Origin of the sequence: Streptomyces sp. SCSIO 75703 (assembly GCF_036607905.1) — a bacterium.
Classification (GTDB): Bacteria; Actinomycetota; Actinomycetes; order Streptomycetales; family Streptomycetaceae; genus Streptomyces.
Genome location: NZ_CP144555.1, coordinates 4,385,668 through 4,411,308 on the forward strand (window position 1 = coordinate 4,385,668; position 25,641 = coordinate 4,411,308).

Genomic DNA, 25,641 nt, shown 5'->3' on the forward strand with positions numbered 1-25,641 from the left:
GTCCGGCCCCGGGGGGTGGCGCGAGGACGCCCCACCCCCTCGGGGCCGGCACCGGCGCGGGCGGCCCGGGGGCCGGTCAGTCGTCGGTCTCCCCGGGAAGACCGTCGTCCAGGACGATGCGGACGGTCGCGCCGTGGCACGCCACCTCGGCGAGCTGGGCCGCGATGCGGCAGTAGGCGGTCGTGGCCATCGCCCAGTCGCCGTCCAGGGGCGTGGTGGCGCCCCGGGTGTCCCACAGTTCGATCAGCAGGGCGATGAGGGTGCGTCCGGACAGGACGGTGTGGACGCGGCCTCCCCCGATGTCCTCGACCGAGGGCGGGATGCGGAAGTGGGCGTGCCCGACGGCCCGGCCGACGAGCCATTCCCAGGTGTCGCGGTGGACGACCAGTTCGGCGGCGGCCACGCCGGCGGCCTTGAGCAGCAGGACACCGTGGGCGATCCGCGGGTCGTCGTCCCGACCGGCCGATCCGCGGCGGGCGTCCGGCGCGGCGGGACCGTCCACGCCCCGGTAGGCGGCCTCGATGGCCTCCCTGAGGCCGTGGTCCTGGCCCTGGTCGTGGTCCCCGTCCCGGCCCTGGCCGTGGTCCCCGTACCGGTCCCGGTCCCGGCCGTGGTCGCGGTCCCCGTTCCCGGGCCGCTGGTCGCCGTTCTGCATGGTTCCCCCCTGGGAGTCGGTGTCGGACGGGGCGGGCGGAGGCGCCTCGGTGGGTCCGGCGGGTACGTGTCCCGGTTCCTCGCCGGACCCGGCCCCCGGCGCGGGCTCCTCCGGTGTGCTGCCGCGCACGGGAGCGTCCCCCTGTTCGGCCGCCGCGCCGGTGCCGAGGGCCTCGACGGCTTCGCGCAGCCGGAGAAGCTCGTTTCGCATCTCGTCGAGGCCGCCGATCACCCGGTCCTGACGCCGGCCCGCCGTCCGGTACTCCTCGCGTGAGCCGGCGATGCCCTGGTCGATGCGTTCCAGCACCTCCAGGCGGCTCCGTGTGACGTTCTCGTCCAGCCTGGTGAGCCCGACGGCAGGAGAGTCGAGTTGCTCCCTCGTCGCCTCCAGATATCTCCTCGCGTCATCGAAAGCATGTCTCCACCGCACGTGACCCCCTCGTCGCTCTGTGTGTTCGGCTGCTCGTACCTCCCCAGGAAGACCGCGCGTGACGCGGCGGTTTCCGGCCCTTCCCTGGCCGGTACCCGCCCCGAACAGAGGCCGGTGCCGGGCGCGTTGGCCCCGTCGGCGGGCCCGGTCCGGCCGGCGTGCCCGGCGGCGTCGCCCTCGGCCGCGCGGTGCGCGGCCGGCGGGGGAGCGTGGGGCCGGGCGTCCGCCGGGGGCGGGCCGGAGTCATCCGGACGGCCGCTCGCCGGATGCGGGGGTGGGGGGTTTCGGGGTCGACTCGGGCCATGAGCAGCGAACCGCCCTACGGCTCCGGCGGGCAGCCGCCGGAGGACGACCCGTTCCGCAAGCGCCCCCCGTCCGGACCCGGCCCGGAACCGGGCCAGGGCGCGGGCGGCGCGGGCTCGCCGTACGACACGCCGCCGTCGTCGGGCGGCGGAGAGCCGCCGCCCTGGGGCGGGAGTCCCTACGGCGGCGGACAGCCCCCGCCCACGGGCGGCCCCTACGGCGGGGGCGGGCAGTACCCCGGCGGCCCCTACGGCGGTGATCCGTACGGGGGCGGGGGCGGGCCCGGCGGCCCGCTCGCCGGCATGCCCCCGCTGGCCGACAGCGGGCGCCGCACGCTCGCCCGGATCATCGACATGATCCTGGTGGGCCTCGTGGTCTGGCTGCTGAGCTGGGCGTTCAACGTCGCCGAGTTCCGCGTCAACGGCGACCAGCTCGACGCGGGCAGGTCCTTCGGGCAGTCCGTGATCGCCGCCGTGCTCTACATCGGCTACGACACCTACATGACCGCGACCCGGGGCCAGACGCTCGGAAAGAAGTGGTTCGGCCTGCGGGTGGCCAACCTGGACGACGGCGCCACGCCCTCCGTGCAGACCTCGCTGATCCGGGCCGCGGTGCTCTGGCTCCCGTTCGCCTTCTGCTGCGCCTGCGTGTGGACGATCATCGCGGGCGGCTGGAGCTTCTTCGACAAGCCCTACAAGCAGGGCCTGCACGACAAGGCGGCCAAGACGGTGGTGGTCAGCGCCCGTTGACGTGCCGGGCGCGGGTCCGCGGTGCGCCGGGAGGGCGTGCCGCGGACCCGCGGCGGCGGGTCAGGCGGCGCGTCCGCGCACCGGCTCGGCGGCCGGCGCGGAGAGCCGCGGCGGCGGCACCGGGAGCGGACGTCCGGCCGTCGCGGACGGCGCGGCGGCCGGACGCCTGCGGGGCGACGGGGCCGTCACGGCGACCAGCACGCCGAGCGCGAGCGCCGCGACGGCGACGACCGCGACGCCGGGGCCCGAACGCGTCTGCGACAGCAGCAGCATGGCGAAGGTCGAGAAGACCACCGTGCACGAACCGTAGACGAACTGTGCGGGAGTCGGACGGGGCATGGCCATCGTGTCCTCGGAAGGCGATCTGGGGGTCGGGACCGGCTGTCGGCCCGGCGCCGCGCCGGTTCGGGGCGCCGTGCCGGGCGACTCTCACGGGCTGTGTGCCCGAGTGCCTCTCACAGTAAGCGCGGCCCGCGGGGCGGGGCAGATGCACGGGGGGCGCACGGAGTCATGGCGTTCGGCAACCGGACGGTATCGCGCGCCCGCCAGGGGTGACCAGGTGTCCGCTGAGCGAACACCCGCTCACATAATGCAGTTGATATGCCCAAGTCAAGATCTGTCTTTTCCTCCGAACCTCTAGTCAAATAACGGCACTTGACTACACGCGTTGATCACGGGTGCGCGGACCTGCCATGTCCTTGTCCTTTTTCTTCCGCGCGCGTGGACGCGGGGGAGGAAATCAAGTGACCAGTAGACCCTGGACGTTCAGGACGGCGGCCACCGTCGTCGCACTGGCCGCCGCCGCGGCCACCATGTCCGCGGCGACCGCGGCCCAGGCGGACGCACCGGTCCGCCCGGCGGCCTCGGAGGGCAACGACCCGCACCCGGCCGAGGGCATGGACGAGCACAACCTCGACGGCCCGCTCAGCCGCACCCAGGAGGCCCAGCGCCAGGAGGCCCTGGACCAGGTCCTGTCCGGCCGCGCCTCGGTCAAGGACCGCGACGGCTCGAAGGTCGTCCAGCTCAAGGGCAACGGCAAGGGCAAGGGCAAGAAGGGCGACACCAAGTACGTCGAGCTGGGCCGGGAGAAGACCGACAAGATCTTCACCATCCTGGTCGAGTTCGGCGACCAGGTGGACAGCCGCTACGGCGGCACGCCCGGCCCGCTGCACAACGAGATCGCCGAGCCCGACCGCCGCAAGGACAACTCCACGGCCTGGCAGGCGGACTACAACCGCGAGCACTTCGAGGACCTGTACTTCGGCACCGGCAAGAACACCGAGTCGGTCAAGAAGTACTACGAGAAGCAGTCCTCCGGCCGCTACTCCGTCGACGGCGTGGTCTCCGACTGGGTCAAGGTGCCCTACAACGAGGCCCGGTACGGCAACAACGCCTGCGGCGCCTCCACCTGCTCCAGCGTGTGGAACATCGTCAGCGACGGCCTCGACGCCTGGGTCGCCGACCAGAAGGCCAAGGGCCGCACCGACGCCCAGATCAAGGCCGACGTCGCCCAGTACGACCAGTGGGACCGCTACGACCACGACGGCGACGGCGACTTCAACGAGCCCGACGGCTACATCGACCACTTCCAGATCGTGCACGCGGGCGAGGACGAGTCCGCCGGCGGCGGCGCCCAGGGCACCGACGCGATCTGGGCCCACCGCTGGTACGCCTTCGGCACCGACGCCGGCGCCACCGGCCCCGAGGGCAACAAGCTCGGCGGCGCGCAGATCGGCTCCACCGGCATCTGGGTCGGCGACTACACCATCCAGCCGGAGAACGGCGGACTGGGCGTCTTCGCCCACGAGTACGGCCACGACCTCGGTCTGCCCGACCTCTACGACACCGCCGGCGGCGACAACTCCACCGGCTTCTGGACCCTGATGTCCTCCGGCTCCTGGCTCGGCACCGGCCGCAAGGAGATCGGCGACCTGCCCGGCGACATGACCGCCTGGGACAAGCTCCAGCTCGGCTGGCTGAACTACGACACGGCCAAGGCCGGGATCAACTCCTGGCACAAGCTGGGCCTGGCGGAGTACAACACCAAGCACAAGCAGGGCCTGGTGGTCCAGCTCCCGAAGAAGGCCGTCACCACCGAGATCGTGCCGCCCGCGCAGGGCGAGACGCAGTGGTGGAGCGGCAGCGCCGACAACCTCAAGAACACCCTGACCCGCACGGTCGACCTCACCGGGAAGCGGAGTGCCTCGCTCACCCTGGACGCCTGGTACGACATCGAGGCCGAGTACGACTTCCTCTACACCGAGGTCTCGACCGACGGCGGCGCCAACTGGACCGCCCTGGACGGCACCTTCGACGGCAGCCCGCTGCCGCGTGACGGCAGTGACAAGCCCGGCCTGACCGGCACCGCCGACGCCTACGGCACCCTGGTCTACCCGCTGGACGCCTACGCCGGCCGCACCGTCGACCTGCGCTTCCGCTACCAGACCGACGGCGGCGTGGCCCAGAAGGGCTTCACCGCCGACCGGATCACCGTCACCGCCGACGGGGCCGTCCTCTTCTCCGACGACGCCGAGACCGCGGACGCCGCCTGGACCGCCAACGGCTTCACCCGAGTCGGCGCCTCCTTCACCAAGGACTACGCGCAGTACTACGTCGCCGAGAACCGGCAGTACGTGTCGTACGACAAGACCCTGAAGGTCGGCCCGTACAACTTCGGCTTCGCCTCGCGGCCGGACTGGGTGGAGCACTACCCGTACCAGAACGGCCTGTTGATCTGGAAGTGGGACACCTCCCAGAAGGACAACAACACCAGCGTCCACCCGGGCACCGGCCTGATCCTGCCGGTCGACTCGCACCCGCAGGCCCTGCGCTGGTCCGACGGCACGCTGATGCGCAACCGCATGCAGTCCTACGACTCGCCGTTCAGCACCTTCCGGACGGACGCGATCACGCTGCACAAGGCGGACGTCAAGACCCGCGTGCCGGGCAAGCCGGGCGTGCCGGTCTTCAACGACCACACGAACGACTACTACGACCCGGCCAACCCGACCGGCGGTGTCAAGATCACTGACACCAACACCAAGATCAAGATCACCAAGGAGGCCGGCAACGGCTCCACGATCGAGCTGGAAGTCGGTCCGGCGGTGAAGTAGCTCACGTCCTCCCAGGTCAGAGCATGATCGGCGGCGGTCCCCTGGCGGGCCGCCGCCGATCCGTGTTTAGGTGCCTGTGTGGTTCTCTTATTGACACCGGTCCCGGCACCGGCCGACGCGGGGGGATGAGCGCATGTCCGCAGGAGGCTTCTGCAAGCTGCCGAACGGCACCGTGGTGGTGGCGCTGAACCTGCCCAGCCCCGCCGCCGGGACGCCGGGCAGCGTCCGCGTACTGGTCCACGCCCAGAACCGGCCGCGCGCCCTGACCAGGCTGCGCAACCTGGGGCTGCGCGCGGTCTACCTGCGGGGCAACGCGGCCCCGCCCACCCTCGACGAGATCACCGCCGTCCTCCACCATCCGGACGGCCTGATATGGCGCACGGCCCCGACGGGCGGCACCGGCGGCCCGGACCTGGCCCAGGAGCTGTGGCGCCCGATCCGCGCCCTCCTCGGCCGCCCGGTGGCCCGCACCTGAGCCCCGGCGGCCCGCACCCCGGGCCCACCCGCTCCTGAGCCCCCGGCGGCCACACCCGCCCGGTCCCCCGGCGGCCCGCCGGCGGGCCCGCGGTGACGTCGGACCCGCCCGGCGGCCCCGGCGCCCCGCGCGGGCCCCGGTCACCGGCACGCGCCCCCGCGCGGCCGTCGCCCCCGGCGGGGACCGCCTACGCCACGACCGGCCTCCCGGTCAGTTCGACGCCGGCCTCCCGCAGCTCCGCGAGGGCCCGCTCGGTGGTGGCCGGCGCCACCCCCGCGGTCAGGTCGAGCAGCACGTGCGTGCGGAAGCCCTCGCGGGCGGCGTCCAGGGCGGTGGCGCGGACGCAGTGGTCGGTCGCTATGCCCACCACGTCGACCTCGTCTATCTCCCGCTCCCGCAGCCAGTCGGCGAGCGGGGTGCCGTTCTCGTCGGTGCCCTCGAAGCCGCTGTAGGCGGCGGAGAAGGCGCCCTTGTCGAAGACGGCGTCGACGGCGCCGGAGGCGAGGGCGGGCGCGAAGTTCGGGTGGAACCCGGCGCCCTCGGTGCCGGCGACGCAGTGCGGCGGCCAGGTGCGGACGTAGTCGGGCCGGTCGGCGAAGTGGTCGCCGGGGGCTATGTGGTGGTCACGGGTGGCGACGACGTGCCGGTATCCGGCCGGGGCCTGCCCGATCAGTTCGGTGATGGCGGCGGCCACGTCACCGCCGCCGGTCACGGCGAGGCTTCCTCCCTCGCAGAAGTCGTTCTGTACGTCTACGACGATCAGGGCGCGGCGCATGCTCGGTGTCCTTCGTGTGGGTCGGAAAGGGGACGGGGCCGGACGGCGTTCGCGGTGGGCGGTCTCCCGCCGCGCCGGGTCAGCCGACCGAGGCCGTGTGGACGTATTCGGTGGGGATGACGGGCTCTCCCCGGGAGAGCTGGACGGCGGAGAGCGGCAGGCCGGCCCGGGCGGCGGTGTGCCGGTCCCGGGCGGCGTCGAGCGGTTCGCGGGCGACGGTCTCGCCGCCCTTGACGAGCTGGACCAGGAGCTGCCGGCCGGCCAGGTCGGCGGGGACCGGCCCGGTGCCGATCACCTCGGCCTCGGCGGTCCCGGAGGCGTCCAGCCGGCGCGCGGCCCACTTGCGGCCGCCGATGGAGGTCTTGCCGCCGGTCGACCTCTTGGCCACCGGCACCAGCGGCGCGGCCTCGTCGTCGGACTCGGCGCGGGCGACCAGCTTGTAGACCATGGAGGCGGTCGGGTGCCCGGAGCCGGTCACGAGCTGGGTGCCGACACCGTAGGCGTCCACGGGCGCCGCGGCGAGCGAGGCGATGGCGTACTCGTCCAGGTCCGAGGTGACGACGATCCGCGTGCCGGTGGCGCCCAGCTCGTCCAGTTGCCGGCGGACCCGGTGGGCGACCAGCAGCAGGTCGCCGGAGTCGATGCGCACGGCGCCCAGCTCGGGCCCGGCGATCTCCACGGCCGCGCGGACCGCCTCGGCGACGTCGTAGGTGTCCACGAGCAGGGTGGTGCCCCGGCCCAGCGAGTCCACCTGGGCGCGGAACGCGTCGCGCTCGCTGTCGTGGAGCAGGGTGAAGGCGTGGGCGGAGGTGCCGACGGTGGGGATGTTGTAGCGGAAGCCGGCGGCCAGGTCGGAGGTGGTGGCGAAACCGCCGACGTAGGCGGCGCGGGCGGCGGCCACGGCGGCCAGCTCGTGGGTGCGGCGGGCGCCCATCTCGATCAGCGGGCGGTCCCCGGCGGCGGCGGACATGCGGGAGGCCGCGGCGGCGATCGCCGAGTCGTGGTTGAGGATCGACAGGATCACCGTCTCCAGCAGCACGCACTCCGCGAAGGTGCCCTCCACCCGCAGCAGCGGGGAGCCGGGGAAGTAGACCTCGCCCTCGGGGTAGCCCCAGATGTCGCCGGTGAAGCGGTAGCCGGCCAGCCACTGCAGAGTCGTTTCGTCAACGATGTCCCTCTCCCGCAGGAAGCGCAGGACGTCCGCGTCGAAACGGAAGTTCTCCACGGCGTCGAGCATCCGCCCGGTACCCGCGACGACGCCGTAGCGGCGCCCGTCGGGCAGGCGGCGGGTGAACACCTCGAACACGCTCCGGCGCCCGGCGGTGCCCGCCCGCAGCGCCGCCTGGAGCATGGTCAGCTCGTACTGGTCCGTGAAGAGCGCCGTCGAGGGGACGTCCACCGGCAGCCCCAGGTCCGCTACGTCCACAAAGCTCTCCTCGCCATGACTCGCGGGTGCCCCGGCAGCGGCCGGGGAGCCGGGTTCCGCCCCGGCACGTACAGCATGACGTTGGATGCTACCCCCATCTCGTCAATCTGACGATTTTGGGTTCCGGGTCCGCCCCCGCGGCGCGTTTGTGCGAGTACCCCCCTGTGGTGGCAGCATGGGCCTTGTGACGGCAGCCGCACCCATCGAGATCGAGAAGACCGAGCCGGCGGAAGAGGTGTCCGCCGTACCCGAGCCCGACGTGCCGTGGGTGACGATCGTCCACAACGACCCCGTCAACCTCATGAGCTACGTGACGTACGTCTTCCAGTCGTACTTCGGCTATCCCAAGGACAAGGCCACCAAGCTCATGCTCGACGTGCACCACAAGGGCCGGGCGGTCGTGTCCAGTGGTACGCGCGAGGAGATGGAACGGGATGTCCAGGCCATGCACGGCTACGGTCTGTGGGCCACCCTCCAGCAGGACCGGAAATGACCCACGCCCGCCCGCAGGACGGAAGTAGCTGAATCGTCTCCATGCCCGGACAATTCGAACCGCTCCCCGGCGGCGGTGCCGCCGTCGCCCTCGACGACGTCGAGATCTCCATCATCCGGTCGCTGGCCGTCCAGCTCCTGGAGCTGATCGGGCCCGGTCCCGCCGAGCACGTCTCCGGCGACCCGCTCGCGGAACTGTTCGCCGAGGGCCCGAGCGAACCGCCCACCGACCCGGTCCTGCGGCGCCTGTTCCCGGACGCCTACGGCGACCCCGGGGGTACCCCGCGGGCCGCGGAGGCCGAGGAGCAGCGGGCTCACTCCGCCGAGTTCCGCCGGTACACCGAGAACGACCTGCGGGCCGGCAAGCGCGAGAACGCCCTCGCCGTGATCCGCACCCTGGACGCCCTCTCCTCGGCGTCGGCGGGGGAGGGCGGGGCGGTGCTGAAGCTGTCGCCGGAGGAGTCCCGGCAGTGGCTGAGCGCGCTCAACGACCTGCGCCTGGCGATCGGCTCCCGGCTGGAGATCACCGACGAGGACGACAGCGAACTCCTCTTCCGGCTCCCCGACGAGGACCCGCGCAAGCCGATGGTGATGGCCTACCTCTGGCTCGGAGGGCTCCAGGAGACCCTCGTCTCCACTCTTATGCCCTGATTCGGCCCCCTTTGGCCGTCCGCTCAGGCGAGCCTCAAATCCGGATAACGATCGCGTCAATGGGCCGCCCTTTTCGGGGCGCCCGCGTCTCCTTTGTCCGCTCTGTTGGTGTGACCTGCCCCACGTAAGCCCTGTGATCAGCGCTGTCAGCGTGGTACATCTTCACGACCGCCCGGCGAACACCACCCGAATGTTCGGCCGGGTGCGCCACCGAGCCGGCGACCGCCGGCCAGGCACGAGCGGGAAGTGAGGCCCGCTCCGCTCCATCATCCGGGGGGATCGAGACCCGATCCGCGGCCGACAGGGCCCGGGTCGGCATGGAGAAAGGCGCACCACACATGACCTCAGCGCAGGTCGACAGGGAGCAGGCCCCCGAAGAGGGGTACGAGCGAGGGCTCGGCAGCCGCCAGGTCCAGATGATCGCCATCGGCGGCGCCATCGGCGTCGGCCTCTTCCTGGGAGCCGGGGCCAACATCGCCAAGGCCGGCCCCAGCCTCATCGTCATGTACGCCCTCGCGGGCGTGATCATCTTCTTCATCATGCGGGCGCTCGGCGAGCTCCTGCTCTACCGTCCCGTCTCGGGCTCCTTCGCCGAGTACTCACGCGAGTTCCTCGGCCCGTTCTTCGGCTACTTCACCGGCTGGACCTACTGGCTGATGTGGGTGGTCACCGGCATGGCGGAGCTGACCGCCGCCGCCATCTACATCCACTACTGGTTCCCGAGCATCCCGCAGTGGGTCTCGGCGCTGGTCTTCCTCGTCGTGCTCTTCGGGGCCAACCTGATCTCGGTCAAGCTCTTCGGCGAGATCGAGTTCTGGTTCTCGATGGTCAAGGTCACCGCGATCATCGGCATGATCGTCATCGGTCTCGGCGTGCTCACCTTCGGCTTCAGCCAGGCCGGCGACACCGCCGCGGTCTCCAACCTCTGGGCCTTCGACGGCTTCTTCCCCAAGGGCGTCGGCTCCTCGCTGATGACCCTCCAGGGCGTCATGTTCGCCTACCTCGCCGTCGAGCTGGTCGGCGTCACGGCCGGCGAGTCGGCCGACCCGGAGAAGACCCTCCCCAAGGCCATCAACACCCTGCCCTGGCGCATCGCCCTCTTCTACGTCGGCGCCCTCACGGTCATCCTGTGCGTGGTCAAGTGGACCGAGTTCGCGCCCGGGGTGAGCCCCTTCGTCGCCGCCTTCGCCAAGATCGGCATCCCGGCCGGCGCCGGCATCGTCAACTTCGTCGTGCTGACCGCCGCGCTCTCCTCCTGCAACTCCGGCATGTACTCCACCGGCCGGATGCTGCGCACCCTCGCGGACAACGGCGAGGCCCCCGGCGTCTTCCGCCGGCTGTCCTCCTCCAAGACACCGGCGTTCGGCATCACGGTCTCCGTCCTCTTCATGGGCGTCGGCGTGGTCCTCAACTACGTCGTCCCGGAGAAGGCGTTCGGCTACGTCACCTCCATCGCCACCGCGGCCGGCATCTGGACCTGGCTGATGATCCTCATCAGTCACGTGCGCTACCGCCGCGGGGTCGTCGCGGGCCGGCTGCCCGCCTCGTCCTTCCCGGCGCCCGGCGGCTCGGTCTGCTCGTACATCGCCATCTTCTTCCTCCTCTTCGTCACCGGCCTGATCGCGTACGACGCCGACGCCCGCGTCTGTCTCTACGTGATGGCCGTCTGGGCCGCCGCCCTCTGGATCGGCTGGGTCGTACTCAAGGGCCGCAACCCGCGGATCACCGAGCGGTACGGCGAGCCGGAGCTGGAGAAGGTCGGCTGACCGGCGCGCACCCGCGCGCCCCGGACACCGGGCCGCACGGAGCGCTCGTGGCGCTCCAGCGCGGTCGCCGCTCACGGCGTCCGGCATGTGGGCCGTCGCGTACCACCCCTCGGTACGCGGCGGCCCTCTGCTTATGCTGGCCGCATGCTGACCCTCACCCAGGCCCTGTACGACCAGATCGTCGCCCACGCCCGCCGGGACCACCCGGACGAGGCGTGCGGCGTGGTGGCCGGTCCGGTGGGCGAGGGCCGCCCCGAGCGCTTCGTCCCGATGCTCAACGCGGCCCGCTCGCCCACGTTCTACGAGTTCGACTCGCAGGACCTGCTCAAGCTCTACCGCGAGATGGACGACCGCGACGAGGAGCCGGTGATCATCTACCACTCCCACACCGCGACCGAGGCGTACCCCTCCCGCACCGACGTCACCTACGCCAACGAGCCCGGTGCCCACTACGTCCTGGTCTCCACCGCGGACGCCGACGGCGCCGGCGACTTCCAGTTCCGCTCCTTCCGCATCCTCGACGGCGAGATCACCGAGGAGGAGGTCCAGGTGGTGGAGGCGTACTGACCCGCGCCGTACGCCGCCGCGCCCGGCAGCGCCGCCCCGGACACCGTCTCGCAGTCCGGATGAGCGGCGTCCGAGGCATGAGATCACATTCCGGGATCCGGACCGGGAATCGATACGATGAACCCATGGTTCTTCCCGACGTGAGCGAAACGGCGACGAGCACCCTGCTCGTGGCGCGGCTGCACGTCGATCTGTGCAGGCTGAACAGCGCCATCTGTTGATCTTCCGCCGCCGCCGTACGGCCCGGTGCCGAGGCGGCCCGCCGGCGCGGCCGAAACAGCCCCCGGGGACCGCCGCCGCGCGCACCCACCGCACCTACGACACCTTCCGACAGGAGCCCTCAGCCATGGCCATCGAGGTCCGCATCCCCACCATCCTCCGCCAGTACACCGACGGTCAGAAGGCGGTGGAGGGCACCGGGAACACCCTCGCCGAACTCCTCGCCGACCTGGAGACCCGCCACGCCGGCATCCAGGCCCGCATCGTGGACGACGGGCAGCTCCGCCGTTTCGTCAACGTCTACCTCAACGACGAGGACGTCCGCTTCCTCGACGGCATCGAGACCAAGCTCGCCGACGGCGACTCCCTCACGATCCTGCCGGCGGTCGCCGGCGGCATGGCCTGATCGGGATGCGGTACGACTCCCCGCTGGCCGCGGTGGGCAACACCCCTCTGGTGCGCCTGCCGCGGCTGTCGCCGTCGGACGACGTCCGCATCTGGGCCAAGCTGGAGGACCGCAACCCGACCGGCTCGATCAAGGACCGCCCGGCCCTGTACATGATCGAGCAGGCGGAGAAGGAGGGCCGGCTCACCCCCGGCTGCACCATCCTCGAACCGACCAGCGGCAACACCGGCATCTCGCTCGCCATGGCCGCGAAGCTCAAGGGCTACCGCATCGTGTGCGTGATGCCCGAGAACACCTCGCAGGAACGCCGTGACCTGCTCGGCATGTGGGGCGCGGAGATCATCTCCTCGCCGGCCGCGGGCGGCTCCAACACCGCGGTGCGGGTCGCCAAGGAACTCGCCGCCGAGCACCCGGACTGGGTGATGCTCTACCAGTACGGCAACCCCGGCAACGCGGGCGCCCACTACGCCACCACCGGCCCGGAGATCCTCGCCGACCTGCCCTCCGTCACCCACTTCGTGGCCGGGCTCGGCACCACGGGCACCCTCATGGGCGTCGGCCGCTACCTGCGCGAACACCGGCCGGACGTGCGGATCGTCGCCGCCGAGCCGCGCTACGACGACCTCGTCTACGGGCTGCGCAACCTCGACGAGGGCTTCGTCCCCGAGCTGTACGACGCCTCCGTGCTCACCACCCGCTTCTCGGTGGGCTCGGCCGACGCGGTCACCCGCACCCGCGAACTCCTCCAGCAGGAGGGCATCTTCGCGGGCGTCTCCACCGGCGCCGCCCTGCACGCCGCGATCGGCGTGGGGAAGAAGGCGGTCAAGGCGGGCGAGCGCGCCGACATCGTCTTCGTCGTCGCCGACGGCGGCTGGAAGTACCTCTCCACCGGCGTCTACACCGCGGCCACCACCGAGGAGGCCATCGAGGCGCTCCAGGGCCAGCTCTGGGCCTGAGCCACCGGCCCGGCCCCCGGGCGCGCGTCCGGCGGCCCCGGCCCGCGCGCCCGCCGGGGCGGCTCAGCGCGCGAGGTGACGGACCCGGTCCCACAGGGCCGGGTCCAGCACACCCACCCGCCGCCGGAAGCCGCCCAGCCCCACCTCCCGCAGCTCGTCCGTCTCCAGGAAGCTCGCCCGCCCCCGCGCGTCCCCGACCGAGCCCGGCGGCAGCGCGATCACCCCGGCCCGGCCCGACCGGTCCCGACTGGTGATCTTGGCGACCAGCACCCGCCGTCCGCGCACCGCGATCACCAGGCACGGCCGGTCCTTCGCCGCCCGGGTGTCCTCGAAGGGCACCCGCGCCCACCAGATCTCCGCCGGCCGCGGCCGGGCCTCCCGCCGCGCCGCCCGCCGCGGACCCCGCGGGCGCCGCGGAGGGCGCCGCGTCCCGCCGGGCCGCCCGCCCCGGCCCCAGCCGTCGACCAGCGTGGCGACGAAGGCGAGCAGGACCACCGCGACCACCGCGAGCCACCAGGACCTGTCCATACCCCGCGACGTTACCGGCGCCCGCGGCACCCGCGCGCCCCCTCACGGGTCCCGGGCGCCCTGGTTCCAGCCGAACCGGTGACACCCCAGGTGAGTTCGCCCACAACCCACCCGGGCGGAGGAGCGACCGGACGTTTTGCGCCTTACGCTCGACGCACCGCACGACCCCCCGTCTCTCCACATCCGCCAGCGGAGGTTTCTGCTTCATGAAGCTCACCGTCGTCGGCTGCTCGGGGTCGTTCCCGTCCGCGGAATCGGCCTGTTCGAGCTACCTCGTCGAGGCCGACGGCTTCCGGCTGCTGCTCGACATGGGCAACGGCGCCCTGGGCGAGCTCCAGCGCCACTGCGGTCTCTACGACCTCGACGCGATCTTCCTGAGCCATCTGCACGCCGACCACTGCATCGACATGTGCGCCTACTTCGTGGCGCGCTACTACCGGTTCGACGGAGGGCCCTGCGACCCCCTCCCCGTCCACGGACCCGAAGGCACCGAGCACCGGCTCACCACCGCGTACGCGGACACGCCCTCGGCCTCGTCGATGAGCGAGGTCTTCGACTTCCACACGGTCAAGCCGGGCACCTTCGAGATCGGCCCGTTCACCGTGCACACCGAGCGCGTCGCCCACCCGGTGGAGGCGTACGGCATCCGCCTGGAGCACGGCGGCCGGTCGCTGACGTACTCCGGTGACACGGGGGTCAGCGCCGCGCTGGACGAACTCGCCCGCGACAGCGACCTCTTCCTGTGCGAGGCCGCCTTCACGCACGGCAAGGAAGACATCCCCGACCTCCACCTCAACGGCCGCGAGGCGGGTGAGACCGCCGCCAGGGCCGGCGCCCGGCGGCTGATCCTCACCCACATCCCCCCGTGGACCGACCCCCGGATCAACCTGGAGGACGCGCGGGCGGTCTTCGACGGCCCGGTGGAACTCGCGGCCCCCGGCGCCGTCTACCGGGTCTGACCCCTGCGCAGCGCCGCCCCGCGCACCGCGCCCGCACCCGCACCGCACACGAGAGGAGGGGCCCGGCCGTCACCCGGCCGGGCCCCTCCTCGTCGGCGTACGCGCTACTTGGCCTCGGCCTTCTGCAGCTCGGCCAGCTCCTCGTCCGTCTCACGGCCGGGGGTCGGCAGGTTGAACTTGGTGATGGCGAACCGGAAGACCACGTAGTAGACGCCCGCGAAGCACAGGCCCACCAGCGCCAGCCCCCACGGGTTGGTCGCGATGCCCAGGTTCAGGAAGTAGTCGACCGCGCCGGCCGAGAAGCCGAAGCCGTCCTTCATGCCGAACGCCCAGGTCAGTGCCATCGAGACACCGGTGAGCACCGCGTGGATCGCGTACAGCACCGGGGCGATGAACATGAACGTGAACTCGATCGGCTCGGTGACACCGGTGACGAAGGACGTCAGCGCCAGCGAGAACATCATGCCGCCGACGACCTTGCGGCGCTCGGGCCGCGCGCAGTGCACGATCGCCAGGCACGCGGCCGGCAGCGCGAACATCATGATCGGGAAGAAGCCGGTCATGAACTGGCCCGCGGTCGGGTCGCCGGCCAGGAAGCGGGCGATGTCGCCGCTCTTGCCCTCGTAGTCGCCCGCCTGGAACCAGGGGAAGGAGTTCAGCAGGTGGTGCATGCCGATCGGGATCAGCGCGCGGTTGGCGACACCGAAGATGCCGGCGCCCACCGCGCCCGAGCCGACCAGCCACTCGCCGAAGTTGTGCAGGCCCGTGCCGAGGACCGGCCAGATGTAACCGAAGACGATGCCGAGGAGCAGGCCCGCGAAGGCCGACAGGATCGGCACCAGCCGGCGCCCGCCGAAGAAGCCCGCCCAGTCCGGCAGCTTGGTCCGGTAGAAGCGCTGGTAGAGCAGGGCGACCACGATGCCCATGACGACACCGCCGAGCACCTTGGCGTCGACCGGCGCGTCGGTCATGACGACCTTGCCGTCGACGACCTCCGCCACCTGCGGCAGGTTCTTGTCGGTGAAGGTGCCGAGGACGTTCTTGAAGACCAGGTAGCCCACGACCGCCGCGAGCGCCGTCGAGCCGTCCGCCTTCTTGGCGAAGCCGATGGCGATGCCCACCGCGAACAGCAGCGGCATGTTGTCGAGGATGGCGTTGCCGCCGGCCGCCATGAACCCGGCGATCTTCGTCAGGAAGCCGGGGAACTCGGGGCGGCCGAGCATGTCGTCGTTGCCGAGGCGCACCAGCAGGGCCGCGGCGGGCAGCACGGCCACCGGCAGCATGAGGCTGCGGCCGATGCGCTGCAACACCGACATCACGCCGGCGCCCTTCTTCTTGTCGGCCGCGGATGCGGCGCTGGCCGTGGTCACTACAACCTCCAGGTGGGGCAGGGCGCCGCACGGCAACGCAGGGGGACGGCGGCGTCTCTGGTCTACACCACTAAGTGGTGTAGACCTGTTGTAGCACGATGGGGGCCGCATGAGGAACCCACGATCGAGCGACCGCGGGGCTACGCGCCGTATCCGCCCTGGCCTGCGCACACGCGGGTGCGGCACCGCGCGGCGGGCTGGGTGCGGGGCGCGTCGAAGGCCCCCGGACAACGCTGTCCGTAAGGCCCGTACACAGGTTACGCGCCTTTCCCCCTTTCGGGCCCCTGCCGAAAGCCCCCCGCGCCGGGCCGAAAGCCCCGCCCCCGCGCGACGGCGCCGACTCCCGCGCGACGGCGCCGACTCCCGCGCCCGCGCGCCCGGTCGCCGCGACGCCCCCGGCGGACCGGGCGTTTGGCGACCGTCCACAGGGTGGTGTAGACCAGGCGAGGGACGGTCCGCCGTCGTGACGTCGTCATCCGGTACCCCGCCGCATGACCGTTCGCGCGGAGGGGCCGACTGTGGGTTACTGCGACAAAGCGGTTTCGGATCAGGGAGAAGGAACATGGCCAGCAAGGCTGAGAAGATCGTCGCCGGGCTCGGCGGCATCGACAACATCGACGAGATCGAAGGCTGCATCACCCGACTCCGCACCGAGGTCAACGACCCCGACCTCGTCGACGAGACCGCCCTCAAGGCCGCCGGCGCCCACGGCGTGGTCCGCATGGGCACCGCCGTCCAGGTCGTCATCGGCACCGACGCGGACCCCATCGCCGCGGAGATCGAAGACATGATGTGACGTTTCGGCGCACCGCCCGCGGGGGTCCGCCCGGCCACGGGAAGGCCCCCCGCAGGCGGACGCTAGGCTCACCGCATGTCACGCATCGACGGCCGCACCCCCCAGCAGCTCCGCCCCGTCACCATCGAACGCGGCTGGAGCAAGCACGCCGAAGGCTCCGTCCTCGTCTCCTTCGGCGACACCAAGGTCCTCTGCAACGCCTCCGTCACCGAAGGCGTCCCGCGCTGGCGCAAGGGCAGCGGTGAAGGCTGGGTCACCGCCGAGTACGCCATGCTGCCCCGCGCCACCAACACCCGCGGCGACCGCGAGTCCGTCAAGGGCCGCATCGGCGGACGCACCCACGAGATCAGCCGCCTCGTCGGCCGCTCCCTGCGCGCCGTCATCGACTACAAGGCCCTCGGCGAGAACACGGTCGTCCTCGACTGCGACGTCCTCCAGGCCGACGGCGGCACCCGCACCGCGGCCATCACGGGCGCCTACGTCGCCCTCGCCGACGCCGTCGCCTGGGCCCAGGACCGCAAGCTGATCAAGCCTGCCCGTAAGCCGCTCACCGGCACCGTCTCCGCCGTCTCCGTCGGCATCGTGGCCGGCGTCCCCCTCCTCGACCTCTGCTACGAGGAGGACGTGCGCGCCGACACCGACATGAACGTCGTCTGCACCGGCGACGGACGCTTCGTCGAGGTCCAGGGCACCGCCGAGGCCGAGCCCTTCGCCCGCGACGAACTCGACGCCCTGCTCGGCCTCGCCACCGCCGGCTGCGCCGAACTCACCGAGCTGCAGCGGGCCGCGCTCGCCACCACCCTCGAACGGTGAGCGTCTGAGCGGTCCCTGACGAGGAGGCGGGGGACGCGCCGGGAGGAAGGACCGCGGGCAGGCAACTGCCCCGCCCCCCGCCGCGTCTTGGCCGGTACGGGCGCACGGCCGGCTCCGCGCGCCCGGCGCCGCACCCGGGCCGCCCGGCCCGTCCCCAGGGGAGGACCGAGACCCATGGCCGCGATCCGCCGCCGCCCGCGCCGTACGACCCTCGCCGCCGTGGCGGCCCTGCTCACGGCCGGCCTGACGGCCGGCTGCGACGCCGTCGGCCGGGCCGTCGACTGCGTCCAGACCGCCGACGCCCTCGCCGACGGCGTCACCGAACTCCAGCAGGCCGTCGAGACCGCCTCCGAGGACCCGGACCGGCTCGACACCGCCCTCGGCGCCATCGAGCGCGACCTCGGCGAGATCGGCGACGACACCGAGCACGCCGGGAACACCGACGTCGGCCGGGCCGTCGGCGACCTGGAGGCGGCGGTCGGCACCGTCCGCGCCGCCGTGGAGAAGGGCGACACCGCGCCCGACCTCACCCCGGTCACCGCCGCGGCCGGCGAACTCACCAAGGTCTGCACGCCGTAGCGCCGGCGGAACGGGCCCGGGTCCCGGCGAGGGTACGGCGGAGCCGCCGCGGGCACGGGCCCGGCGCCGGATGCGGGGAGCGTGGGCGGACGCCGGGGCGGCGCGGGAGGCCGCCGCGCACCCGCGATACTGAACCCCATGACCCGCTTGATCCTCGCCACCCGCAACGCCGGAAAGCTCACCGAGCTGAAGGCCATCCTCGCCGACGCCGGACTGCCCCACGAGCTCGTCGGCTCGGACGCCTACCCCGACGTCCCCGACGTCAAGGAGACCGGCGTCACCTTCGCGGAGAACGCCCTGCTGAAGGCCCACGCCCTCGCCCGCGCCACCGGGCTGCCCGCCGTCGCCGACGACTCCGGCCTCTGCGTCGACGTCCTCGGCGGCGCCCCCGGCATCTTCTCCGCCCGCTGGGCCGGCCGCCACGGCGACGACCGGGCCAACCTCGACCTGCTCCTCGCCCAGCTCCGCGACATCGCCGACGAACACCGCGCGGCCCACTTCGCCTGCGCCGCGGCCCTCGCCCTGCCCGACGGCACCGAACGCGTCGTCGAGGGCCGGCTCACCGGCACCCTGCGCCACGCCCCCGCGGGCACCGGCGGCTTCGGCTACGACCCGGTGCTCCAGCCCGACGGCGAGACGCGTACCTGCGCGGAACTGACCGCCGCCGAGAAGAACGCGATCAGCCACCGCGGCAGGGCCTTCCGTGCGCTGGTCCCCGCACTGCGGGACCTGCTCGGCTGACCCGCCCTGGTGCGGCCGGAGGGACTCGAACCCTCACGGGATTTCTCCCACTGGGACCTAAACCCAGCGTGACTGCCCATTCCACCACGGCCGCCCGGCGCTGCTGCCCGGCCATGGTACTGGTCGGGCAGCGCCGTCAGATCCCCAAGTCCTTGATGATCTTGGCCACGTGGCCGGTGGCGCGGACGTTGTAGAGGGCGCGCTCGACCTTGCCGTCCTCGTCGACGACGATCGTGGAGCGGATGACGCCCTGGTAGGTGCGGCCGTAGTTCTTCTTCTCGCCGAAGGCCGCGTAGGCCTCCAGGACCTTCTTCTCGGGGTCGGCGAGCAGGGTGACCTCGAGCGACTCGGTGTCGCGGAACCTGGCCAGCTTCTCCGGCTTGTCCGGGGAGATGCCGATCACGTCGTACCCGGCGCCGGCGAGCAGCTCCAGGTTGTCGGTGAAGTCGCAGGCCTGCTTGGTGCAGCCCGGGGTGAGGGCCGCCGGGTAGAAGTAGACGATGACCTTGCGGCCCTTGTGGTCGGCGAGCGAGACCTCGTTGCCGTCGGCGTCCGGCAGGGTGAAGGCGGGGGCCACGTCTCCGGGGGTGAGGCGTTCGGTCATCGGTTCGGGCTCCTCGTGCGTAGTCCATGCGTGGATCGGGTACCGGGATCGAGCGTAACCGGGGGTCCTGACCGTGCGCGGCGGCCCGGAGCTGACAAACTGTGCGGAACAGCGTCAAGCGACTTCGGAGGCCGTACGGTGGCGGACACGTCGGACATCAGAACCCCGGCGCAGATCGAGGCGGACATCAAGCGCCGCCGCGAGGTGCTGGCCGAGACGCTCGACGAGCTCGGGATGCGGGTGCACCCGAAGACGATCGTCGGGGATGCCAAGGCCCGGGTGGCCTCCAGCGTCGACCACACGCTCGGCCGGGCCTACGTCGGGGTCAATCGCGCGGTGAGCGGCGTGAAGGCGCGGTTCGTCGACGAGGAGGGCGCCCCCCGGCTGGAGCGCGTCGTCCCGGTCGCCCTCGTGGTCGTCGGCGTGGTCGGGCTGCTGGCCCTCGGCGGCTCGCGGCGGCGCGGGCGGTGAGCGGGCGTTCCGCGACGGCCCACCCGGCCGCTCGCGGACCGGCCCGGGGCAGGTAGGTTCGAGGCGTGAGCGCCAACAGAAACGAGCACAGCCCCCACGACGACAAGCTGCCCATCCGGATGCTGCACGACCGCGTACTCGTGCGGCAGGACACCGGTGAGGGCGAGCGGCGTTCGGGGGGCGGCATCCTGATTCCCGCCACGGCGGCGGTGGGCCGGCGACTGGCCTGGGCCGAGGTCGTCGCGGTGGGACAGAACGTCCGGACCGTCGAGCCGGGCGACCGGGTCCTGTACGACCCCGAGGACCGTGCGGAGGTCGAGGTGCGGGGCACGGCGTACGTGCTCATGCGCGAACGCGATCTGCACGCCGTGGCCGCGGACCGCTTCGAGGGCTCGGAGGACTCGACCGGGCTGTACCTGTGAGCCCCGGCCCCCGCGCGGGCCGGGCGACGTGAAAGGGCCGGTGACCCGAGGTCACCGGCCCTTTCACCTGTCCTGCCGCCGGGCCCGCGCCGTCACTGGCGCCGGGGCGGGAAGACGACCCCGCCGGGCCCGGTGCCCGGGTCGGTGCCGCCGCCCCCGTCGGCCCCGCCGCTGCCGGCCCCGTCCGTGGCGCCCTCGCCGCCGGTCTCGCCGCCGGTCTCGGCCCCGCCGGTGGGACCGGGCTCGGTGGTGGCGCCGCCGGGTCCGCCGGGCCCGGCGCCGTCCGTGGTGCCGTCGCCCGGTTCGGTGCTGGTGCCGCCGTCGGCGCCCGGGGTCTCGGTGCCGGGGTCCGTGCCGCCGGTGGGGTCGTCCCCGGGCGTGGCGCTGCTGTCGGTGCCGCCGTCCTCGTCGCCGGACGCCTCGGAGGAGGGCAGTTCGGTGGGACCGCTGCCCTCGCGGACCCGCAGGTCGAAGTCGCTGACCGGGGTGCCCTTCAGCGCCTCGCGGGTGAACTGGGCCCAGATCTCGGCGGGCGGCCCGCCGCCGTTGACGCGGCTCAGGCCCATGACGCCGTACAGCGGCTTGTGCTGCGCGGTCTCGGGGTCCTGGCCCATGACGGCGACGACGGTGGCCAGGTCGGGGGTGTAGCCCGCGAACCAGGCGGCCTTGTCCTCCTCCGCGGTGCCGGTCTTGCCGGCCGCGGGCCGGCCGGCGGCCTGGGCGGCGGTGGCGGTGCCGTTCTGGACGACGCTGCGCAGGATGGACGTGGTGGTGTCGGCGGCCTCGCGGCTGACGGCCTGGCGCTCGCCGCGCTCCGGCAGCGTCAGCTCGTGCTTGCCGTCCTTGACGACCTTCTCGACCAGCACGTACGTGCCGTGCCGGCCGTGGTTGGCGAGCGTGGCGTAAGCCTGCGCCATGTCCAGCGGGCTGGCGGTGGCGGTGCCGAGCGCGAGGGCCGGGCCCTCCGGCATCTCCGGGGTGTCGGCGGCCAGGCCGAGGTCGACGGCGGTGTCGCGGACCTTCTTCGGCCCGACGTCGACGGCCATCTGCGCGTAGACCGCGTTCACGGACTTGTCGGTGGCCTCGGTGACGGTGATGTCGCCGTAGTCGCGGTGGTCCTCGTTCTCCGGGGCGTACGCGCTCGGCCAGCCCTGGACGGGGCGTTCGCTGGTGCCGTCGTACTTGGTGTTCGGGCCGATCGCGCGGCCGTCCTGGGTCTCGGAGCGGTTCTCCACGGCCGAGGTGAACACGAAGGGCTTGAAGGTGGAACCGACCTGGAAGTCGCGGCGGGTGGCGTTCGGCGTGTACTGCTTCACGTAGTCGATGCCGTTGTACATGGCGACGACCTTGCCGGTCTTCGGGTCGATGGCGGCGCCGCCGGCGCGCACGTATCCGTCGACCTTGCGGTTCTCGTCCAGTTTGGACATCAGCCGGTCGTCGACGGCCTTGACGAAGGCGTCCTGCTTCTTCTTGTGGAGCGTGGTGGTGATGCGGTAGCCGCCGCGGTCCAGCTCCTCCTCGGTGACGATCTTGTGGGAGATCAGGTAGTCGCGGACGATGCGCACCACGTAACCGCGCTGCCCGGACATGCCGGTGGAGACGGTGGTCTCCTTCGGCACGGGGAAGGCGCTGGCGTCCCGCTCGGCCCGGTCGAGCCAGCCCATCTTGACCATGCCGTCCAGGACGTAGTTCCAGCGGGCCTCGGCGGCGGGCTTGTTCTCCGGGTGGGCGACGACGTCGTACGCGCTGGGCGCGTTGAGCAGCGAGGCGAGGTAGGCGCCCTGGGGGGCGGTGAGGTCCTTGGCGTCGACGCCGTAGTACGCCTGGGCGGCGGACTGGATGCCGTAGGCGCCCCGGCCGAAGAAGCTGGTGTTGAGGTAGCCCTCCAGGATCTCGTCCTTGCTCTTCTCGCGGTCCAGCTTGATCGCGATGAAGAACTCCTTCACCTTGCGGGTGACGGTCTGTTCCTGGGCCAGGTAGTAGTTCTTGACGTACTGCTGGGTGATGGTGGAGCCGGACTGCTTGCCCTTGCCGGTGGCCGTCTTCCAGCCGGCGCGGATCATCGCCTGGGGGTCGACCGCGGACTCGGTGTAGAAGTCGCGGTCCTCGGCGGCGAGGACGGCGTGCTGCGCCTCCTTGGAGATCTGGGCGAGGGAGACGCTCTCGCGGTTGATCTCGCCGTCGCGGGCCAGGACACTGCCGTCGGAGTACAGGTAGACGTTGCTCTGCGCGGTGGCGAGCGCGTTGGCGGACGGGATGTGGACCATCGAGTAGCCGACGAAGAAGCCGCCGACCATCAGCAGGACGACGAGAACGGCCGTGCCGAGCACCATGCGCCAGGTCGGGATCAGCCGGCGCCAGCCGGTGCGCTTGGGCCGCTTCGCCTTCTTGCCCTTCTTCCCCTTCGGCCCGCCGTCCGGGCCCTCGGGGCCGCCGTCCGTCCGCGCGGCGGCCTGCGCGGACGCCGCGGCGGTCTGCTCGTGCGGGGGCCGGCCGTGGGGGGCCTGGCCCTGCGGGCCCTGGCCGTGGGGGGCGCGGGGCTGCTCGGGGCGGGGGGTCTCGCCCTCCGGACGCCGGGGGCCGGGGCCCGGGGGCGGCGGTGCGGGGGCGGCGTGGTCCCGGGCGTCCGGGCGGCCGGGGGCCGAGGGGGGCCGGTTCTCCGGGGCCCGGGGGCCGGAGGGCCGCCGGCTCTCCGGCCGGCCGGGGCCGGTGCCGGGGGCGTCCGGGGTCCGGCCCGGCGCGGCGTCGCGCGTCGTGGACCGGGATGCCTCGCCCGGGGCGCCGTCGCCCCGGGGACCGCCGCCCTCGGGGTGCTCGCCCCGGGTGCCCATGCCCCGGGTGGTCCCGCCCTTCGGCGCCTGACTCCGGGGTGTCTCGCTCTTCGGGGTCTCGCCCCGGGGTGTCTCGCTCTTCGGGGTCTCGCCCCGGGGTGTCTCGCTCTTCGGGGTCTCGCCCCGGGGTGTCTCGCTCTTCGGGGTCTCGCCCCGGGGTGTCTCGCTCCTCGGGCTCTCGTCCCTCGGGCCCTGGCCCCGGGGGGCCTCGTCGCGGGTGCCCTCGTCCCGGCCCCGCGCCGGCCGCGCGGCCCGGTCCGCCGGGGCGGCCTGACCGCCGCCCTGTCCGGCCCGCGCCGACTCGTCCTCCGCGCGCGGGGCCGGCTCCGGGTCCCGGGGCCCGGAGCCCCGGTCGTCCCGGCCCGGTGCCCGCGGGCCGCCGGCGTCCCCGCCCCGGGGCCGGTCGCCCCCGTCGCGGGCGTCCCCGTCCCGGGTCGCCTCGTTCCCGGCGTCCGTGCCCCGGGTGTCCTCGCCCCGGGCTCCCGGGTCACCGGCCGCCGGCGGCCCCTCGGGTGCCGAGCCCTTCTTCGGCTGCTGCGGCTGCGGCTCGTCGCTCATCTCGTGCACGGACTCCTGTTTCGCGTCGTACGGTCTGGTCCCGTACGGCCTCGTACGCTTCTGCGCCCTGTGGTGAAGACTCTCGCACCGGGCATTCCGTTCCCGGTCGGCGGCACACCCGTGAAACTCAATGCCGCCCCGGAGCATTCTGTACCGGCCCGGGCCCCGGGAAATTCCGTGGCACGGTCGCTCACCGGCCCATTAGGCTCCTCCGGTTCGGTACGGCGGAGCGGGAAGGGCGATGGACGTGGGCTCGTGGCGGTTGTACACGGCCGTCGCGGCGGGGGGATTCCGACGGTACGCGACGTACCGGGTCGCCACCGCCGCCGGAGTCTTCACGAACACCGTCTTCGGACTCGTCCTGGTGTACGCCTATCTGGCGCTGTGGGACGAGAAACCGCAGCTCGGAGGGTACGACCAGGCCCAGGCCGTCACCTATGTGTGGCTCGGCCAGGCACTGCTGGCCACCCTGGCGATCGGGGGCGGAGGCATCGAGGACGAGCTGATGGAGCGCATCCGTACGGGTGATGTCGCCGTCGACCTGTACCGTCCCGTCGACCTCCAGCTCTGGTGGCTGGCGGCCGACGGCGGCCGGGCGGTGTTCCAGTTGCTCGGGCGCGGCGTGGTGCCGTTCGTGTTCGGGGCGCTGGTCTTTCCGGCCTCGCTGCCGAGGGAGCCGTCCACCTGGGTGGCCTTCCTGGTGGCGGTGGCGCTGGCGATGCTGGTGAGCTTCGCGATCCGGTACCTGGTGGCGCTCTCCGCCTTCTGGCTGCTGGACGGGACGGGGGTGACGCAGATGGGATGGCTCGTGGGGTTCTTCTGCTCGGGGATGACGCTGCCGCTGAACGTCTTCCCGGGCACGCTCGGCGAGGTGGTCCGGGCCCTGCCCTGGGCGTCCCTGCTCCAGGCGCCGGCGGACGTGCTGCTGGGCGAGGCCGACCCACTGGCGACCTTCGCCTTCCAGGCGGGCTGGGCGGTGGCGCTGCTGGCGCTGGGCCGGCTGGTGCAGTCGGCGGCGACCCGGCGGGTGGTGGTCCAGGGTGGCTGAGACGGACGTGGCCCGGGAGCCGGGCGGGCACCCGGCCGACGGCACGGAGGGGACCGACGGGCCCCGTGCGGGCGGCCGGGCGGGCGGGGGGACCGGCGGGGCCGCCCGCCGCGGGGACACCGGGTGGGGCCGGGTCGCCGAGGGACTGCGCGCCTACCGGCTGATCGCCGGCATGTGGCTCCGCTCCACGATGACCTACCGGGCCTCCTTCGCGCTGACCGCCTTCGGCAACTTCGCCATGACCGCGCTGGACTTCGTGGCGATCCTGCTGATGTTCTCCCGCATCGACGCCCTCGGCGGCTACGCCCTGCCCGAGATCGCGTTCCTCTACGGGCTCTCCGGCGTCTCCTTCGGCCTCGCCGACCTGGCGATCGGGTCGATGGACCGGCTCGGCCGGCGGGTGCGCGACGGCACGCTGGACACGTTGCTGGTGCGTCCGGCGCCGGTGCTCGCGCAGGTCGCCGCGGACCGCTTCGCGCCGCGCCGGCTGGGCCGCGTGCTCCAGGGCGGGCTGGTGCTCGGCTGGGCGCTGACCGCCGTCGACGTGGCGTGGACGCCGGCCAAGCTGGCGCTGCTGCCGCTGATGCTGGTCAGCGGCGCGGGGATCTTCGCCGCGGTGTTCGTGGCGGCGGCGGCCTTCCAGTTCGTTGCGCAGGACGCCTCCGAGGTGGCGAACGCCTTCACCTACGGGGGGACGACGCTGCTCCAGTACCCGCCCACCGTGTTCGCGCGGGAGCTGGTGCGCGGGGTGACCTTCGTGGTGCCGCTGGCCTTCGTCAACTGGCTGCCCGCGAGCCACGTCCTGGGGCGGCCGTACCCGCTGGACCTGCCCGGGTGGACGGCGTTCACGCCGCCGCTGGTGGCCGTCGCCTGCGGTGCGGCGGCCGGCCTCGCCTGGCGGGCGGGCCTTCGTTCCTACCGCAGCACAGGGAGCTGACG

The 25,641-nt window shown here is 72.8% G+C and carries 27 protein-coding genes and 1 tRNA gene; 19 read left to right on the forward strand and 9 right to left on the reverse strand.

Translation table 11 applies throughout. The features are described from left to right. Positions 1 to 76: 76 nt before the first annotated feature. Entirely contained in the window at positions 77 to 1,084 is a 1,008-nt protein-coding gene (locus VM636_RS19240) for a hypothetical protein (RefSeq protein WP_338485215.1), read from the reverse strand. Between the two features lie 302 nt (positions 1,085 to 1,386). Between VM636_RS19240 and VM636_RS19245 the strand changes: the two genes are divergently transcribed. Beyond that, on the forward strand, positions 1,387 to 2,136 hold the full coding sequence (locus VM636_RS19245; RefSeq protein ID WP_053913941.1) for an RDD family protein: 750 nt from the start codon (positions 1,387 to 1,389) through the stop codon (positions 2,134 to 2,136). Positions 2,137 to 2,196: 60 nt separating this feature from the next. Here VM636_RS19245 and VM636_RS19250 read toward each other — a convergent pair whose 3' ends face one another. Continuing rightward, complete coding sequence (locus VM636_RS19250) at positions 2,197 to 2,475, reverse strand: hypothetical protein (protein ID WP_199809330.1); 279 nt, start codon at positions 2,473 to 2,475, stop codon at positions 2,197 to 2,199. A 404-nt stretch (positions 2,476 to 2,879) separates the two neighbouring features. On the opposite strand from VM636_RS19250, the gene VM636_RS19255 reads away from it, so the two are divergent. Together VM636_RS19255 and VM636_RS19260 are read left to right on the forward strand one after the other, a co-directional pair. Beyond that, a complete protein-coding gene (locus VM636_RS19255) occupies positions 2,880 to 5,249 on the forward strand; it encodes an immune inhibitor A domain-containing protein (RefSeq protein ID WP_338485217.1) in 2,370 nt (789 codons plus the stop codon). A gap of 133 nt (positions 5,250 to 5,382) precedes the next feature. Next, positions 5,383 to 5,724, forward strand: a complete 342-nt coding sequence (locus VM636_RS19260; protein ID WP_030418432.1) for a hypothetical protein — start codon at positions 5,383 to 5,385, stop codon at positions 5,722 to 5,724. Positions 5,725 to 5,911: 187 nt separating this feature from the next. Here VM636_RS19260 and VM636_RS19265 read toward each other — a convergent pair whose 3' ends face one another. Both VM636_RS19265 and VM636_RS19270 read right to left on the reverse strand, forming a co-directional pair. Further along, positions 5,912 to 6,499, reverse strand: a complete 588-nt coding sequence (locus VM636_RS19265; protein ID WP_030418431.1) for a nicotinamidase — start codon at positions 6,497 to 6,499, stop codon at positions 5,912 to 5,914. A gap of 79 nt (positions 6,500 to 6,578) precedes the next feature. Next, a complete protein-coding gene (locus tag VM636_RS19270) occupies positions 6,579 to 7,925 on the reverse strand; it encodes a nicotinate phosphoribosyltransferase (protein WP_030418430.1) in 1,347 nt (448 codons plus the stop codon). A 175-nt stretch (positions 7,926 to 8,100) separates the two neighbouring features. Between VM636_RS19270 and clpS the strand changes: the two genes are divergently transcribed. From clpS to VM636_RS19305, 7 genes are all read left to right on the forward strand, one after another. Further along, positions 8,101 to 8,418 (forward strand): ATP-dependent Clp protease adapter ClpS, encoded by a 318-nt coding sequence (gene clpS / locus VM636_RS19275; RefSeq protein ID WP_030418429.1) that lies wholly within the window; start codon positions 8,101 to 8,103, stop codon positions 8,416 to 8,418. Between the two features lie 41 nt (positions 8,419 to 8,459). Continuing rightward, positions 8,460 to 9,068, forward strand: a complete 609-nt coding sequence (locus VM636_RS19280; protein ID WP_338485218.1) for a DUF2017 domain-containing protein — start codon at positions 8,460 to 8,462, stop codon at positions 9,066 to 9,068. Positions 9,069 to 9,406: 338 nt separating this feature from the next. Next, positions 9,407 to 10,834 carry an amino acid permease gene (locus VM636_RS19285; protein WP_030418427.1) on the forward strand — a complete coding sequence of 476 codons (1,428 nt, stop codon included), beginning with the start codon at positions 9,407 to 9,409 and terminating at the stop codon, positions 10,832 to 10,834. Positions 10,835 to 10,978: 144 nt separating this feature from the next. After that, a complete protein-coding gene (locus tag VM636_RS19290) occupies positions 10,979 to 11,401 on the forward strand; it encodes a M67 family metallopeptidase (RefSeq protein ID WP_030418426.1) in 423 nt (140 codons plus the stop codon). Positions 11,402 to 11,526: 125 nt separating this feature from the next. Beyond that, positions 11,527 to 11,622 carry a putative leader peptide gene (locus VM636_RS19295; protein ID WP_324616640.1) on the forward strand — a complete coding sequence of 32 codons (96 nt, stop codon included), beginning with the start codon at positions 11,527 to 11,529 and terminating at the stop codon, positions 11,620 to 11,622. 125 nt (positions 11,623 to 11,747) lie between these two features. Then, the gene (locus tag VM636_RS19300; RefSeq protein ID WP_030418425.1) at positions 11,748 to 12,026 is read left to right on the forward strand and encodes a MoaD/ThiS family protein; all 279 of its coding nucleotides are present in this window, start codon (positions 11,748 to 11,750) and stop codon (positions 12,024 to 12,026) included. A 5-nt stretch (positions 12,027 to 12,031) separates the two neighbouring features. Beyond that, positions 12,032 to 12,982 (forward strand): cysteine synthase, encoded by a 951-nt coding sequence (locus VM636_RS19305; protein WP_030418424.1) that lies wholly within the window; start codon positions 12,032 to 12,034, stop codon positions 12,980 to 12,982. A 63-nt stretch (positions 12,983 to 13,045) separates the two neighbouring features. On the opposite strand, the gene VM636_RS19310 is transcribed toward VM636_RS19305, so the two are convergent. After that, entirely contained in the window at positions 13,046 to 13,510 is a 465-nt protein-coding gene (locus tag VM636_RS19310; protein WP_053913944.1) for a type II toxin-antitoxin system PemK/MazF family toxin, read from the reverse strand. A gap of 206 nt (positions 13,511 to 13,716) precedes the next feature. On the opposite strand from VM636_RS19310, the gene VM636_RS19315 reads away from it, so the two are divergent. Further along, complete coding sequence (locus VM636_RS19315; protein ID WP_030418422.1) at positions 13,717 to 14,469, forward strand: MBL fold metallo-hydrolase; 753 nt, start codon at positions 13,717 to 13,719, stop codon at positions 14,467 to 14,469. A gap of 104 nt (positions 14,470 to 14,573) precedes the next feature. On the opposite strand, the gene VM636_RS19320 is transcribed toward VM636_RS19315, so the two are convergent. Beyond that, on the reverse strand, positions 14,574 to 15,839 hold the full coding sequence (locus tag VM636_RS19320) for a PTS transporter subunit EIIC (protein ID WP_030418421.1): 1,266 nt from the start codon (positions 15,837 to 15,839) through the stop codon (positions 14,574 to 14,576). Between the two features lie 562 nt (positions 15,840 to 16,401). On the opposite strand from VM636_RS19320, the gene VM636_RS19325 reads away from it, so the two are divergent. The 4 genes from VM636_RS19325 (at position 16,402) to rdgB (ending at position 18,768) form a co-directional block, all read left to right on the forward strand. Continuing rightward, the gene (locus tag VM636_RS19325) at positions 16,402 to 16,635 is read left to right on the forward strand and encodes a PTS glucose/sucrose transporter subunit IIB (RefSeq protein ID WP_030418420.1); all 234 of its coding nucleotides are present in this window, start codon (positions 16,402 to 16,404) and stop codon (positions 16,633 to 16,635) included. A 75-nt stretch (positions 16,636 to 16,710) separates the two neighbouring features. Continuing rightward, entirely contained in the window at positions 16,711 to 17,448 is a 738-nt protein-coding gene (rph, locus tag VM636_RS19330; RefSeq protein ID WP_030418419.1) for a ribonuclease PH, read from the forward strand. 174 nt (positions 17,449 to 17,622) lie between these two features. Next, the gene (locus VM636_RS19335; protein WP_030418418.1) at positions 17,623 to 18,027 is read left to right on the forward strand and encodes a hypothetical protein; all 405 of its coding nucleotides are present in this window, start codon (positions 17,623 to 17,625) and stop codon (positions 18,025 to 18,027) included. Between the two features lie 138 nt (positions 18,028 to 18,165). Beyond that, a complete protein-coding gene (gene rdgB, locus VM636_RS19340) occupies positions 18,166 to 18,768 on the forward strand; it encodes an RdgB/HAM1 family non-canonical purine NTP pyrophosphatase (RefSeq protein ID WP_338485221.1) in 603 nt (200 codons plus the stop codon). 7 nt (positions 18,769 to 18,775) lie between these two features. Here rdgB and VM636_RS19345 read toward each other — a convergent pair. Both VM636_RS19345 and bcp read right to left on the reverse strand, forming a co-directional pair. Continuing rightward, positions 18,776 to 18,862, reverse strand: a tRNA-Leu gene (locus tag VM636_RS19345). Positions 18,863 to 18,904: 42 nt separating this feature from the next. Then, on the reverse strand, positions 18,905 to 19,372 hold the full coding sequence (gene bcp / locus VM636_RS19350; protein ID WP_338485222.1) for a thioredoxin-dependent thiol peroxidase: 468 nt from the start codon (positions 19,370 to 19,372) through the stop codon (positions 18,905 to 18,907). 138 nt (positions 19,373 to 19,510) lie between these two features. Between bcp and VM636_RS19355 the strand changes: the two genes are divergently transcribed. Together VM636_RS19355 and VM636_RS19360 are read left to right on the forward strand one after the other, a co-directional pair. Continuing rightward, on the forward strand, positions 19,511 to 19,843 hold the full coding sequence (locus VM636_RS19355) for a DUF3618 domain-containing protein (protein WP_030418415.1): 333 nt from the start codon (positions 19,511 to 19,513) through the stop codon (positions 19,841 to 19,843). A 65-nt stretch (positions 19,844 to 19,908) separates the two neighbouring features. Continuing rightward, complete coding sequence (locus tag VM636_RS19360; RefSeq protein ID WP_030418414.1) at positions 19,909 to 20,265, forward strand: co-chaperone GroES; 357 nt, start codon at positions 19,909 to 19,911, stop codon at positions 20,263 to 20,265. A 92-nt stretch (positions 20,266 to 20,357) separates the two neighbouring features. On the opposite strand, the gene VM636_RS19365 is transcribed toward VM636_RS19360, so the two are convergent. Next, a complete protein-coding gene (locus VM636_RS19365) occupies positions 20,358 to 23,096 on the reverse strand; it encodes a transglycosylase domain-containing protein (RefSeq protein WP_338486408.1) in 2,739 nt (912 codons plus the stop codon). Positions 23,097 to 23,895: 799 nt separating this feature from the next. On the opposite strand from VM636_RS19365, the gene VM636_RS19370 reads away from it, so the two are divergent. After that, positions 23,896 to 24,702 (forward strand): ABC-2 family transporter protein, encoded by an 807-nt coding sequence (locus VM636_RS19370; protein ID WP_338485223.1) that lies wholly within the window; start codon positions 23,896 to 23,898, stop codon positions 24,700 to 24,702. Positions 24,703 to 24,847: 145 nt separating this feature from the next. Beyond that, on the forward strand, positions 24,848 to 25,639 hold the full coding sequence (locus VM636_RS19375; protein WP_030418411.1) for an ABC transporter permease: 792 nt from the start codon (positions 24,848 to 24,850) through the stop codon (positions 25,637 to 25,639). Positions 25,640 to 25,641: the final 2 nt, after the last annotated feature.